The organism is Enterococcus raffinosus (assembly GCF_019175485.1).
Classification (GTDB): Bacteria; Bacillota; Bacilli; order Lactobacillales; family Enterococcaceae; genus Enterococcus_A; species Enterococcus_A raffinosus.
The window spans coordinates 39632-52351 of sequence record NZ_CP072889.1 but is presented as its reverse complement, the minus strand read 5'-3'; the positions used below and the strand labels follow the sequence as shown (position 1 = coordinate 52351).

Sequence of the window (12720 nt, the reverse complement as noted above, 5' to 3'; positions counted from 1 at the left end):
GGTCCGAAGTGATATGCTACCCCTAACTAGGACAAAGAAATAATTAAGTCCTAGTTAGGGGTATTTATTATGGGAAAAAGACAGATGAAACTTACTGTGGAAAAACGAGTACAGTTTGTTAAGCAGTATTTGAATGGAGAACGAGGATCAGCTCGAACCGCTAAAGAAGCTGGAATTAGTTCCACTACGTTGAAACGATGGTGCGCAATTTATGAAAACGAAGGTCCTGCTGGGTTGATTGCCACAAGAAAGAATAAGGGATATTCAAAGGAACTAAAACTTGAAGCCGTTCTTGATTATCTGAATGGCTCAGACAGCCTATTGAGAGTAGCTAAAAGATACGAATTAAGAAGTACAACTCAACTTCGAGACTGGATTAAGAGATATAATACTCATGGAGACTTCAAATCAGAAAGTGGTGGAAGCAACGTGAGACAAACAAAAAAATTCAGTTTGGAAGAACGTGTAGAAATGGTCCTGTATTGTATCGCAAATGACTATGATTACAGCAGGACCGCAGTCAAATACCAAGTGAAATATGCCAATCTCTACAATTGGGTAAAGCGTTACGAAAAAAAAGGCAAGGCCGGTTTAGAAGATCGTCGTGGACAACGAAAAGCCAAACAAGAAAGTCGCACCCCAGAGGAAGACGCGCAAATCAGAATCGCTCAACTCGAAGAACAAGTAAAATACCAACAGATGGAGATCGACCTGTTAAAAAAAGTAAAGGAATTAGAAAGAAGGGATCGCTAGGACAAGTCAGAAAAGTAGTTGCTTACGAAGCAATCAAAGAACTTCACGAAGAAAAAGCCTATGCCATCTTACCCATGTGTAAAATCATGAGTGTCACTCGTTCGGCTTATTTGCGGTGGATCGAACATCCCTATAGTGAACGGACGCTAGAAAACATGGAATTGGCGAAAGTTATACGGATCATTCATAATGAACATCCTGAAAAAGGGTATCGCGGGATTAATAATGACTTGCTTCGAGAACACGATATTCATGTCAATGACAAACGCGTGTTGCGTATCTGCCGACATGAAGGGATTCAGTCGACCATCAAACACTCTGCCAACAGTATTACAAAAGGAGCGAATCATCCCTACCACACCGCCGAAAACATTTTAGATCGTAAGTTTACTGCCGAAGCGCCGAATCAAAAATGGCTAACGGATGTAACGGAATTCAAATATTATGAGGGACCAGAAATCCACAAGGTTTATTTAAGCGCGATTTTAGACCTCTATGATCGTCGGATTGTTTCTTACGTCATTAGTGATACCAATGACCTGAATATTGCCTTTGATACCTTCGATCAAGCAATCGAAACAGAACCTGATGCTCACCCGCTCTTTCATAGCGATCGTGGATTCCAATATACGCATCAGAATTTTTATAACAGAATCATTGAAGCTGAAATGACGCAAAGCATGTCTCGTGTTGGAAAATGTATCGATAATGGTCCGATGGAAGGGTTTTGGGGAATGATCAAACGAGAAAAATATTACGGCAAGAAATTTACGAGTCGTACAGAACTAGTCACGATGATTGCGAATTATATGGACTATTACAACAATGGGCGCTATCAACGGAAATTGCATGTGTTGACACCGATGGAGTATCACAATCTGTATTACGAAGCAGCCTAATCATTCGTGCGTTTCAAACATAAAACGTCCTTTGTTTTGTGTTTGAAACGCATGACCAACCAAGCGGCAGCGCGGTAGTTGTTTCTTAGAAAAGTTAAAAACTACTCTTCAAGAAGCGAAGAGTAGTTCTAAAAATCATTCATTATTTCATTGTCCTATTGACGGGTAGCCCACCAAAGACCAATGCTTTTTAGCTCTTTCGTTCTACCAATTGATAATAGCTGCGCGCCGTCAAACGATAAACGATGAAATAGAGAATGGCGAAAATCACGGTAACGATCCCACAAATAAGTAAGAACAGCTTCCAATTCACCAGCCCAAATAAAACGAGTAATTTTTTAATCAACGGAAAAGCAAATCCTAGATGGATGACCGCGACAACTAATGGAAAGGAAAAGACCATCATTACTTGACTGCTTATTACCTTCTTGACTTCACGATGACTCATTCCAACCTTTTGTAATATCTCAAACCGCTCTCGGTCATCGATCCCTTCAGAAATCTGTTTATAGTAGATAATCAGAGCAGTGGCCAGAATAAAGGTAGCGCCAAAAACGATTCCTAAAAAGAAAAATCCGCCAGTGAATACCTTGTTCTCAGCAACAAAGGTATATCTATCGTCAAAAGTGAATTGTCCCTCGCCTAATTGCTGGGCTAATTGTGCACGAAGCGATTGAGCAAAATCACTCTGCTTGTTTTTTTCCTTTAGCTTCGTGTTAAATAAAAAATTATATTCAGGATAGACAGCGGCGGCCTCAGATTGCTTAGAAAACCAATCTGCCAAACAACGTTCAAGTACCGCTTGATTGGACAGTACAACAACAAATGAGTCGGTCAGCTCCACTTGCTGATTGATTCCGGGAAATTGGTTGATTCGTTTTTTGATTTTATAGTCCTGATTCTCCAGCTTAAGAGTATTTTCTTTGATATCGCCACTAACGGGATAGAAATAAATTTCATCGTCCTTCAAATCTGGCTTCTCATTCGTATGCTTCTCATATTCCTGTGCAGTCATAAAATTTATCAGTGTAACCGATGGCGATTTGGTATTGTAAAAATCTTCGGCACTGGTTGTCTGATAATTGCCGTTTTTCGGTTGAAACATGATACTTTTGGTAGACGTTAGATAAACTTGTTTCGTGAGTGGTGCTTGTTTTTCAGCACTCACCGTTTCGATCGCTTGCTCAACAAGCTCAGGCTTGTGAACAGTAGAAACCATTACCTCACGAGGATAACGTGATTTTTCAACATCCTTCTGACCGAAAAATAGACTCGCGGTGGTCGCGGCAGTGACCAATACCATGGTTGACAGAATACAAATACTCGCTAATCCTGCTGCATTCTGCTTCATTCGATACATCATACTTGAAACGGAGATAAAATGATTGGTTTTATAATAAAATCGCTCGTTTCTTTTTAGAAGCTTCAATAATGCGATACTTCCTGCGGTAAACAGGAAATAGGTTCCTAAGATTACTAGGATGATCGCAACAAAGAACAGGTTTAACGCACTCAGCGGCGACTCAATCATTACTGCAATTCCGTAGCCGCCACCTAAGCATGCCAAACCTAGAATAGCGAGAAACCAACGAGCTTTTGGCTCCTGCTCTCCTTTTTTACTGCCATGTAACAATGAAATCGGATTGGTTCGACTGATTTGCCAGCAATTGATCAACAGCAGCAAGAAGAAAATTCCCACAAAGAGCAACGTAACAAATCCAAGACTTTTCGGTGATAGCTGGAAGACAAAAGCATTTCCTACACTGATTAAACGACGAAGGACTAAAAAGGAAAATTTAGATAAAACGATGCCCGTCAATAATCCCGAAACGATTACAATCAGGAAGCTTAGAAGATTTTCCCAAATCATTAATTGATACAGCTCGCGTTTTCCTAGACCTAAAATATTATATAAACCCAGTTCTTTTTTACGCTGTTTTAACAAAAAACTATTGGTGTAGAAAGAAAAGATTATCGTAAAGATTATGATCACGATATGTCCCAAGCCAAACATAGCACTGGCCGAACCACCACCAGGCAGGGCGCGCATCCCTTCATTGTTCACTATCACCTGTGTCATCGTGTTAATAGCGACTAAAAACAGCATAGAAATAAGAAAAGGCAGATAACCGCGATGGTTCTTTTTCAAATTGGTTAAAGCTAATTTCGCATAGAACATCCATTACGCCTCCTTTGATAGCAAGGCTGTCAGTGTTTCGTTAATCGTTTCTAGAAACTCATAATTGTCCTTGTTTCCCCGGTATAATTGGTGATAGACCTGTCCATCCTTTATAAAGAGCACACGTCTCGCATGACTGGCCGCAATCGAGCTATGGGTCACCATTAGAATCGTTTGCCCGTTATAATTCAATCGTTGAAAAATCTGCAGCAGTTGCTCCGACGTTTTTGAATCCAACGCTCCGGTGGGCTCGTCAGCTAATAGCAGCTCTGGATTGGTGATGATCGCTCTTGCGACAGCGACCCGCTGTTTTTGTCCGCCAGACAACTCATAGGGATACTTCTCTAACAGCTTCTCAATGCCAAGAGCCTTTACCACCGGTTTAAGCTCACCCATCAATTGCTTGACGGGTGTTTGTGAAAGCACCAGCGGCAATAAAATATTATCCTTTACAGAAAAGGTGTCTAACAAATTGAAATCTTGGAACACAAATCCTAGATGGTCTCTTCGAAAGGCGGCCGCGTTTTTTTCCTTAATAGTGTTCAAATCCATACCATCCAATAAAATCGTCCCGGATGAAGGCTTATCTAATGTTGCGATCAGATTCAGCAGCGTACTTTTTCCGGAGCCTGATTCTCCCATAATCGCTACGTAATCTCCCTTTTCAACCGTTAAATCGATATTTCTCAAGGCTTCTACAGGCATTCCCTTGAACTGAGTTTGATAAATCTTTTTAATACTCTCTACTTTTAATAGTTCATTCATTTTGAATTCCTCCCCGTTCGTATTGAAGTCATTTTCTGATCAAACGACTCTCTGATCAGCTCCTCTACTTCATCATAGAAGCTTGCCTGTAAAAACACTACTTACGAAAATAAATCCAAACTTACATTCATGAAAGTTTGGATTTATTCAAAAGCTGAAATTTCTTCTGGAAAAACAATCGTTACTTTGGTTCCTTTTTTTATCTGTGACTCAATATAGAGATGACAGCCTAGTTTTCCTGCGGCCTCTTGACTGAGATAAAGACCTAAGCCGCTGGCTCTTTGCTGCTCACGACCGTTCATGCCAGTATAGCCCTTTTCAAAGACTCGCGGTAAATCCTCCGCCCGAATGCCCATACCGGTATCTTGAATGGTCAACTGATTTTCACTAAAAGCAATGCTGATCGTTCCGTCCTCTGTATATTTAATCGCGTTAAAAATGACCTGCTCCAAAATGAAAATCAACCATTTCTGATCAGAGTAAACTTGCCCTTCAAGGTTTCCCAACTCTAAACTCAGATTTTTCTGAGAGAAAAATGTCGCATATTTTTTTACGACTGATTTTATGATTTTCTCGATTGACAGCTGTTGAAAAACCAAGTCCGCTTGATCTAAGTTTTGACGCATATAGTTAAGAATCATTTGCAGGTATTCATTGATTTTGAATACCTCATTCTTCATCCTTCGAGGCTCGATTTGACCCGACTGGATCAATAGGTCTAAGGCAGCGACCGGTGTTTTGATTTGATGTAGCCAAAGTCCGAAATCATCCAGCATGTTCTTTTGATTTTGTTGCAGCTCTTCTTGCTGCTGGTTCTTCTTTTCAAGCACCAGACGCAGCACCTCTTGATAGGTTTTTTCACTTAGCGTGTCCGCTTTAGGCAGAAAAATCAGATTGCTTAATTGTAGATCCTTTGTCGCTAAGAGTTCCAGTTTTTTCTGTTTGCGGAAGGCACGATAAAAGGAAACAATAGAATAGACAACTAAGAGAAACATCGTAAACAGCCAGCCGTCCCAAAACGGTGCAAAATTGAATTCATAAAGGTAGAACGTTAAATAAATAAGGAGCCAAAAAAAGAAATACATGCCATAAATGACACGCCGTTCATACAAAAAGCTTTTCAGTAGTTTCATTCTTTTTCCTCTATTAAATAACCCTTGTTTTTAACAGTTTGTATTAAACTGTCTATCCCAAAATCCTTTAGTTTTTTCCGCAATCGTGTGAGGTTGACGGCCAACGTATTGTTATCAATAAAATCATCACTCTGCCACAGGGTTTCGATAATTTGCTCGCGAGGGACAATCTTTCCTCGAGTCGCAAACAAAACACTAAGAATCCGCGATTCATTAGGGGTCAGCGGCAGCTGATCCGTTGAGGATTGGATTTGATTGATTGCCGGCACAAATTGATATACGTCAAAGGTATAGGTCAATTGCTGCCCATATTGATAACTGCGGCGCAGCAGCGCTTGAATCTTCGCTAATAGAATGGTCAGCTCAAAAGGTTTCTCAATAAATTCATCCGCACCCATATTTAGCGCCATTACCTGATTCATTTGATCTTTGGCAGACGATAAAAAAATAATCGGCACTTCAGAAACCTTACGTATTTCTTGACACCAATAAAAGCCGTTGAAATATGGCAAGGAGATATCTAAAATTACCAAATCCGGCTGCACTTTTTGGAAATCAGCAAATACCTGCTGAAAATCGTCCGCTACATAACAATCCAGACCCCATTGCGTCAGATGCTGTTCAATCACAGAAACGATGGTCGTGTCGTCCTCTACAAGAAAAATTTTTTTTGTCATTTACAGTTCCTTCTACTTTTTCTTTTTATTATACTAGAAAATTATACTATTTCGGTAACTAACTTGAATCGAGCAAAAAAAGAGGGGTGTGACAAAAATCTTGTCACACTTCCTCTTTCCGAATAAACGATGTACCAAAAGCAATTTTCGGAGATTCCTTCTCATCTCTTAAAGCTGACCACTTCTGTCATAACCTCTCCTACATGCTAAAATGCGCGATACACATATTGATTTTTCGGTGCACTGACTGTTTGTACGCTGTCAACTTGTACTGCAGGGATTTGACGGTCAAATGGCTCAAAGAAATCTAGCGTAATCGTCCCTTCCACATGCAGCCATTGATTATTTTTCACTGTCGTATTTTCCGGCAGTTTGGTCATTAATCCAAAGACCCCAGAATCTGCCACACAATGAATGATGCCGAATCGGAAAAGAAAATCATATTTCTGATGATTCTTATTCGCCTCATAAACAAACCCATTAAAGGAAATCTTCTTGCCGACAAAGGAGTTTGGGTAGTTGTAAATCAATTCCATCACTTCTAAGTAATTCTCATCTGTAATTGCTAATTTTTGATCAGCCTCATATTTTGTCATCAGCTTCGTCATTTGGTCGTTATAGTCGCTTTTATTGTAATAAATACTCGTGTCAGGCTTCAAATACTGGGTGTTCATTTCAGGGTCTCCCACAGACTCCTTACTGATAGGAAAACTAAAGCCTTTAGCCTCAACGATCGTCGTATCCAGACTGATCGTTGGAAAAAGCGTCCCCACGACTAAGGGTAAAATCAATAGAAGATACGCGATCCCTCTTTGATAAGGCTTATTCAAGCCGTGATCATGTCCCTCATGATGGTCGTGGTCCTGATGTTTTTCTCCGCTTGCCCAGATTTTCAACTGTACAAGGGCTAACAACAATGATAAAAACATTGTCAGATAAATGAGGTAGCGATAATGGACATTGATGTACTGATCCAGCTTGCCGGAAACCTGTAGATACATCATTAATTCAAAATAGCCGGATAAAATCAAAAAGCGAATCATTGGTCTCCTCCTATAGTACAAGTGCGTAGATTGTAACGATCACACTGATCAAAGCAATCAGCTGCAAAATAAATTTCCCGTGAAAGCTGCGTTTCATCATCATCAAGTTCTTGATATCCACCATTGGTCCAAAGACTAGAAAAGCCACGATCGCATTGGTTCCAAATAGACTTAATAAAGAGGAACCAACAAAAGCATCCGCCTCTGAGCAAAGAGACATCGTAAAAGCCAGAATCAGCATGACTAAAATACCAACGATTTTCGAAGAAGTCAGCTGCATCATAAATTGTGTCGGTAAATAGACCTGCATACTGCTGGCGATCAGCGCTCCAATAATCAAATAGCGGCCCGTATCAAAAAATTCATCGATGCCGTGGACTAAAACAGACCAGACGTTTCCACCAAATGATTCTCGCTTCGCCTTATCATGATGATGGTGCGAATGACTATGATCATGAAGCGCCGTTTTTAAGATCGGTGTACGATTAAAATAAGCAATCCATGAGCCAATAATCAAAGCGACAATCAAACTGCCAATCCCTCGCAGCAAAGCAAACTTCACGCTGTTGCCAAAGGCGATGTAGGTCGAGAACAATACAATCGGATTGATGATTGGTGCAGTTACCATAAAGGCAAAAGCCGTGTGCTCCGGCACTCCTTTACGTATGAATTGTGTGACTATCGGCACGATCCCGCATTCGCAGGAAGGAAAGAAGAAGCCGAGAAAAGAACCAACGAGTATGGCTAAAAATTTATTGTTAGGCAAGATCTTCCGCACGCGTTCAGGCGTTAGAAAAACCTGCAGCGCTCCAGAAATAATACAACCTAATAACACAAATGGAATCGCCTCGATGACGATTGATAGAAAAATCGCGCTCATTTGTAAAACGGAATGTGGTAGAAAATTAAACATGTGTCTCCTCCAAAAAATTCACTGCTTAAAGATATACTCTTTTTCGTCAAAAGACACAAGAAAATTTTAATTCACAAACTTTTTTTTAGATATTTTTATGTTTTTCTTCAATCATCATTAATTTTAGTAAAAGATTCTTACTCGCAAAAAACGGTCTTATTCTAACCCATCTCGCTCTGATTTTCGAACCATTCATACACAAAAAACCCGTTACATGGCAAACCATGTAACGGGTTCATTCTGCTATTATTTTACAGCGTCTTTTAATTGTTTACCCGCTTTAAATGCAGGTGATTTGCTTGCTGCAATCGTGATTTCTTCACCTGTTTGAGGGTTACGACCTTTACGAGCTGCACGTTCGCGTACTTCAAAGTTACCAAATCCAATGACTTGAACTTTTTCGCCGTCTTTTAATGATGTTTGAATCCCATCAAACAAAGCATCTACAGCTGCTGTTGCGTCTTTTTTTGTCAATCCTGTCTTCTCTGCTACTTGTTCAACTAAACTTTGTTTATTGATCATAATGTATAGCCTCCACTATCTTTTTAATGTATTCCAAAGACAATTCTATTCGTTATTGCAGAGAAAGGCAACAGTTAACGCTCTTTTTCTCTTTTTTTCATTTTTTTCTTTTTTGTTTATTTGAAATTAAAAAATAAGAAAATTATCCAAATATTTCCAAAATAATTTGCATTCTTCCTTATTATATTGACATTCTATACAAGGATAATTCTTAATGATCATTTGTTAAATAACAAATATATTAGAAAATTAAAGTTTTCGCGCTTGTTTCACTTCTCTTTGAACATTATATTAAATAAAAAAATATTCAAGGAGCCTTATTATGAAGTTAAGAGGATTAATGAAAAAAGAAACTATTAGAAGATTACGTATTGTAGAAGAATTATATTTTGCACATGATTATTTAACATCGGAACAGTTATTAGATAAAGTAACTTGTACACTTCCTGTGTTAATTAGCGATGTTCGTTTCTTAAATGGCGAAGAGCTGCCATTTCAAATTTCTAAGAATAAGGGGCTTTATTCCATCGATTTTGACGATAGTGCAACAATTGATAGCGTTTATGCCCACATCCTTCGGAGCAATCTGGAATTCCAAACGATCGAGAGTGCTTTTTTTGAGGAAAATCAGCGCATTGACATAGCAGCTAAACGTCTGAACTGCAGCTTTTCTAACATGCAGAGATACCTCAAAGCGATCAATGCAACGCTATCCGATGGTGATATTGCACTTCTTTACCGTCCGATACGACTTGATGGCGATGAGCTCACTACTCGACGCTTTTATTATCTTTTCTTTAAGGAATCTAGAGTCCCCTTCTCTAACTATCGTTTTTCGAATAGATTGGTAAACGCTGTGGATCAGCTGATACGGCAAATTATGTCTGAAAACAAAATCACCAACACGATGAATAGTCATTTTCAATTGGTGCACAGCTTTTTGATTGCCTTGCATCGTTTGAAAAATGGTCATTTTATTCGAGGGTTGTCTTCCAACAGCGGGCTTACAATTCCACAAGTGGAGAGACTTTCCCGACTAGGACGCTTTATCAGACAAGAGGTTGAAATAGAACTGACCGACGCGATCTTAAGAGAATGCCTATGGCCGCTGTTCAGCCATCATTTGATTTTGACTCGTCAGCAACAAGCAACGGCGCACAAAATAGATAACAAGCTTGCAGATTTTTATGATTTGCATATGTTCTTATTGCAAAAGCTTAATGCTTTGTTAGACACCCCACTCTCACACGCTGAAATGGCGGAAACAACACGATTATTAGGCAATGAATTATTCTGCTACTATCCAAATGATTGTCCTATCGAGATCCTTCAAGAAACGGAACGAATGCTTTTAACCCTGATTGATAAGAAATACAGTCGTGAATTAAACAAGCTCAGACGGATTGTGAATGAGTTTTTAGCTCCAATCGGTCGTGAGATGATGGCGCCGCTATATCTAAGTTGCCTCATTACCATGATTGATAATATTTTCCAGCGCTTGGTTGCTGCAGATAAACCGCTTAAAGTGCTTTTACTATCAGATACTTCTACAACTCATGAGCGTTTCTGGCAGTCTATTTTTCCTGTCTACATCAAGGGCTCTGTCAACTATGAATACTTTGAAACACCTTTTATCCTGCAGGAGCAATTGACTAGCTTAACGAAAAAATACGATTTAATCATAACTAATGTAACCATGACTGGATTAGAATCAGCCTGTCCATTAATCGCGATCAATGCGTATCCAACCGCAAAGGATCTTGAACGAATTCAACAATTTGTAAATCAATTCGAATCACTCTCAACACGAAAGGAATTATACGATGAACTTAAGACGTCTTCTTAAACGAGATAGTCAACGTCAATTGCAGTTAATTGAAACACTTTACTATTCCCAGCATCCACTGTCTAGCGATGAATTAACCAAAACGATCCAATGCACTACTCCGGCATTGTTAAGTGATATTCGCTCAATCAACACTCAAAGCGACTATTACAAAGTCATTCGTGAAAACAGTCTTTATCGATTAGAGTTGAAGGAGAACGCCACTATCGATGTCCTCTTTTCAACGTTGCTCCAAAAATCCATAGCCTTCAGAATGTTAGAAGCGATTTTCTTTGAAAATTGTTATTCTCTCATTCAGCTTTCTAAAAGTGTCTTCTGTAGCCTAACCGCTGTCCAAGCGTCAATGAAAGATTTAGAGGAGGCGTTAGCTCACTGGAATATAGAGATTTTGCGCCGGCCGTATCGAGTCGTTGGAAACGAAACAGCCATTCGTCATTTGTTTTTCTTATACTTCTCAGAAAAGAAAATCGATCGGAAGGATACACCATTTAGTGCAAACTTTTTTGACTCTGCGGATAACGTCGTCCGATCAATGATCGACAATAATAAGTTAAATGTTTCACTCGCTCAATATAATCGGTTAAGTATGACATTTTTCATTAGTCTCGTTCGTATCTCAAACGGACACCGAATGCCCGTCAGCAGTTTGAAATCCTCAGCTCTATTGCCACCAAGTCAGAGTGCTGTCTTTAAATTTAACCCGTATCTTCGCAAGGAATTACTCTTTATTTACTCTGAGGACGTGATGAAGGATAGTTTCTGGCTACTCTATTCTGACATGTTTCTACTCGGCGATGAGCAACGAAGACGGGCTTTAGAAACAAATCATAAGCTGGCCTACCATTATGAAACACATCTTGCATTAGCCGAGAGACTCAGTCAAATGCTAGTTGATCCGCTAACTGAAAAACAAAAAGAGCAGCTGGCAACAATTTTGGTTAATCAACATTTATTTCATATGAAAACAAAGAAATTTATCAGCGTCCTTCGAAACCGTAAAAAAGACTGTCTCTCATTACTGGAAACTTTCCATGCACATTGTGTTCATCAACTACGTAACTTAATGATAGATTTTACAAAAGAGTATCGGAACTTTCGCTCTCAAGAATTCATAGACAATTATATCTATCAAATTGTCGCTACTGTTCCGAGCTGTTTAAACGGGATGAGACAAACAGAAAAGCCTGTAGATATTCTGATCGTTTCAACAGACTCTAAAATGCAGGAAAGCTTATTAATCGAGCTGCTTCGTTTCTCAATTAGAGGAAACTACGTGATTCATCAAATCAATATGAATCAATTACATAATAAAAGCTACTTAGAGGTTTTCGAAGAGCATGATATTGTTGTCAGTACCTCTACCTTTGACGTTCCTCATTGTCTGACACCGATTATTGCTGTTGAACTCTGTCCAAGTATCCAATCGTTGAATAAAATTCAGCAATTAGTCGATCAAATCATTTCAAAAAAGACAACTACTAAACAAACACAAGAAAAAAATGGACTCAAGCAACTTACTTGAGTCCATTCTTCCGCCCGTTTTCGTCTTGTAAGCGGGCAATTTCTTTATCCATCGAGGCTTTTTCCGCTGTTAGACTGTTAATCATGCGTTGGTATTTCTCCTGACCATTCTTTTTTCGAATCACGTTTAATTGAATCGCTGAAAACAAAATGACCGCAAAGGCTAAAATGACAATTACAAAAAACGCTATATTTCGCTCCATTTTCAAAGAAGCATACAGCAGGACAATTAAACTAATCAAGACTTCTATAAAACTGAGTTTGGCTCTTCGCCCACCTCCAAAGAGGATTCGTTTTAACAAAGGGCCGTGAAGTAGTTCTTCATATCTAGTCAGGCGAGCTTCGAGAAAGCTTACCTGCTCTTTTAATAGGTCAATTCGTTCTTTATCTGGCATAGTGACTTCGCTCCTTAATATCCTTGGTTTTATTATGGCGAGTAATGTGGGTTTTCGCAAATATTTTATTTCTT

The 12720-nt window shown here is 39.2% G+C and carries 12 protein-coding genes; 4 read left to right on the top strand and 8 right to left on the bottom strand.

The features are described from left to right. Window positions 1-69: 69 nt before the first annotated feature. Both J9537_RS20670 and J9537_RS20665 read left to right on the top strand, forming a co-directional pair. On the top strand, window positions 70-753 hold the full coding sequence (locus J9537_RS20670; RefSeq protein ID WP_060789657.1) for a helix-turn-helix domain-containing protein: 684 nt from the start codon (window positions 70-72) through the stop codon (window positions 751-753). Continuing rightward, window positions 690-1652, top strand: coding sequence for an IS3 family transposase (locus tag J9537_RS20665; protein WP_245001366.1), 963 nt, complete (start codon window positions 690-692; stop codon window positions 1650-1652). The genes J9537_RS20670 and J9537_RS20665 overlap by 64 nt, the downstream gene beginning before the upstream one ends. 190 nt (window positions 1653-1842) lie before the next feature. On the opposite strand, the gene J9537_RS14990 is transcribed toward J9537_RS20665, so the two are convergent. The 7 genes from J9537_RS14990 to J9537_RS14960 form a co-directional block, all read right to left on the bottom strand. After that, a complete protein-coding gene (locus tag J9537_RS14990; protein ID WP_218257597.1) occupies window positions 1843-3831 on the bottom strand; it encodes an ABC transporter permease in 1989 nt (662 codons plus the stop codon). Between the two features lie 3 nt (window positions 3832-3834). Beyond that, complete coding sequence (locus J9537_RS14985) at window positions 3835-4596, bottom strand: ABC transporter ATP-binding protein (protein WP_218257596.1); 762 nt, start codon at window positions 4594-4596, stop codon at window positions 3835-3837. A 143-nt stretch (window positions 4597-4739) separates the two neighbouring features. Next, the gene (locus tag J9537_RS14980) at window positions 4740-5729 is read right to left on the bottom strand and encodes an ATP-binding protein (protein ID WP_218257595.1); all 990 of its coding nucleotides are present in this window, start codon (window positions 5727-5729) and stop codon (window positions 4740-4742) included. Beyond that, window positions 5726-6406 carry a response regulator transcription factor gene (locus tag J9537_RS14975; RefSeq protein ID WP_218257594.1) on the bottom strand — a complete coding sequence of 227 codons (681 nt, stop codon included), beginning with the start codon at window positions 6404-6406 and terminating at the stop codon, window positions 5726-5728. Before J9537_RS14975 ends, J9537_RS14980 begins: the two co-directional genes overlap by 4 nt. A gap of 206 nt (window positions 6407-6612) precedes the next feature. Further along, entirely contained in the window at window positions 6613-7449 is an 837-nt protein-coding gene (locus J9537_RS14970) for a TIGR03943 family putative permease subunit (protein WP_218257593.1), read from the bottom strand. A 10-nt stretch (window positions 7450-7459) separates the two neighbouring features. Then, the gene (locus tag J9537_RS14965) at window positions 7460-8362 is read right to left on the bottom strand and encodes a permease (protein ID WP_028020428.1); all 903 of its coding nucleotides are present in this window, start codon (window positions 8360-8362) and stop codon (window positions 7460-7462) included. A 246-nt stretch (window positions 8363-8608) separates the two neighbouring features. Next, complete coding sequence (locus J9537_RS14960) at window positions 8609-8884, bottom strand: HU family DNA-binding protein (RefSeq protein ID WP_010743624.1); 276 nt, start codon at window positions 8882-8884, stop codon at window positions 8609-8611. A gap of 322 nt (window positions 8885-9206) precedes the next feature. Here J9537_RS14960 and J9537_RS14955 point away from each other — a divergent pair, with 322 nt between their 5' ends. Both J9537_RS14955 and J9537_RS14950 read left to right on the top strand, forming a co-directional pair. After that, window positions 9207-10730 (top strand): AcpB/EbpR/MafR family transcriptional regulator, encoded by a 1524-nt coding sequence (locus tag J9537_RS14955; RefSeq protein WP_218257592.1) that lies wholly within the window; start codon window positions 9207-9209, stop codon window positions 10728-10730. Next, window positions 10708-12252 (top strand): AcpB/EbpR/MafR family transcriptional regulator, encoded by a 1545-nt coding sequence (locus J9537_RS14950; RefSeq protein WP_218257591.1) that lies wholly within the window; start codon window positions 10708-10710, stop codon window positions 12250-12252. The genes J9537_RS14955 and J9537_RS14950 overlap by 23 nt, the downstream gene beginning before the upstream one ends. Here the strand turns inward: J9537_RS14950 and J9537_RS14945 are convergent. Then, window positions 12245-12646: a hypothetical protein gene (locus tag J9537_RS14945; RefSeq protein ID WP_218257590.1), complete on the bottom strand. Its 402-nt coding sequence runs from the start codon at window positions 12644-12646 to the stop codon at window positions 12245-12247. The two genes, J9537_RS14950 and J9537_RS14945, sit on opposite strands and share 8 nt — an antisense overlap. Window positions 12647-12720: the final 74 nt, after the last annotated feature.

What these genes read in the sequence shown, in the direction of transcription:
- J9537_RS20670 (WP_060789657.1), top strand. Translation starts at nt 70, where the DNA reads ATGGGAAAAAGACAGATGAAACTTACTGTGGAAAAACGAGTACAGTTT.
- J9537_RS14990 (WP_218257597.1), bottom strand. Translation starts at nt 3,831, where the DNA reads ATGTTCTATGCGAAATTAGCTTTAACCAATTTGAAAAAGAACCATCGC.
- J9537_RS14985 (WP_218257596.1), bottom strand. Translation starts at nt 4,596, where the DNA reads ATGAATGAACTATTAAAAGTAGAGAGTATTAAAAAGATTTATCAAACT.
- J9537_RS14980 (WP_218257595.1), bottom strand. Translation starts at nt 5,729, where the DNA reads ATGAAACTACTGAAAAGCTTTTTGTATGAACGGCGTGTCATTTATGGC.
- J9537_RS14975 (WP_218257594.1), bottom strand. Translation starts at nt 6,406, where the DNA reads ATGACAAAAAAAATTTTTCTTGTAGAGGACGACACGACCATCGTTTCT.
- J9537_RS14970 (WP_218257593.1), bottom strand. Translation starts at nt 7,449, where the DNA reads ATGATTCGCTTTTTGATTTTATCCGGCTATTTTGAATTAATGATGTAT.
- J9537_RS14965 (WP_028020428.1), bottom strand. Translation starts at nt 8,362, where the DNA reads ATGTTTAATTTTCTACCACATTCCGTTTTACAAATGAGCGCGATTTTT.
- J9537_RS14960 (WP_010743624.1), bottom strand. Translation starts at nt 8,884, where the DNA reads ATGATCAATAAACAAAGTTTAGTTGAACAAGTAGCAGAGAAGACAGGA.
- J9537_RS14955 (WP_218257592.1), top strand. Translation starts at nt 9,207, where the DNA reads ATGAAGTTAAGAGGATTAATGAAAAAAGAAACTATTAGAAGATTACGT.
- J9537_RS14950 (WP_218257591.1), top strand. Translation starts at nt 10,708, where the DNA reads ATGAACTTAAGACGTCTTCTTAAACGAGATAGTCAACGTCAATTGCAG.
- J9537_RS14945 (WP_218257590.1), bottom strand. Translation starts at nt 12,646, where the DNA reads ATGCCAGATAAAGAACGAATTGACCTATTAAAAGAGCAGGTAAGCTTT.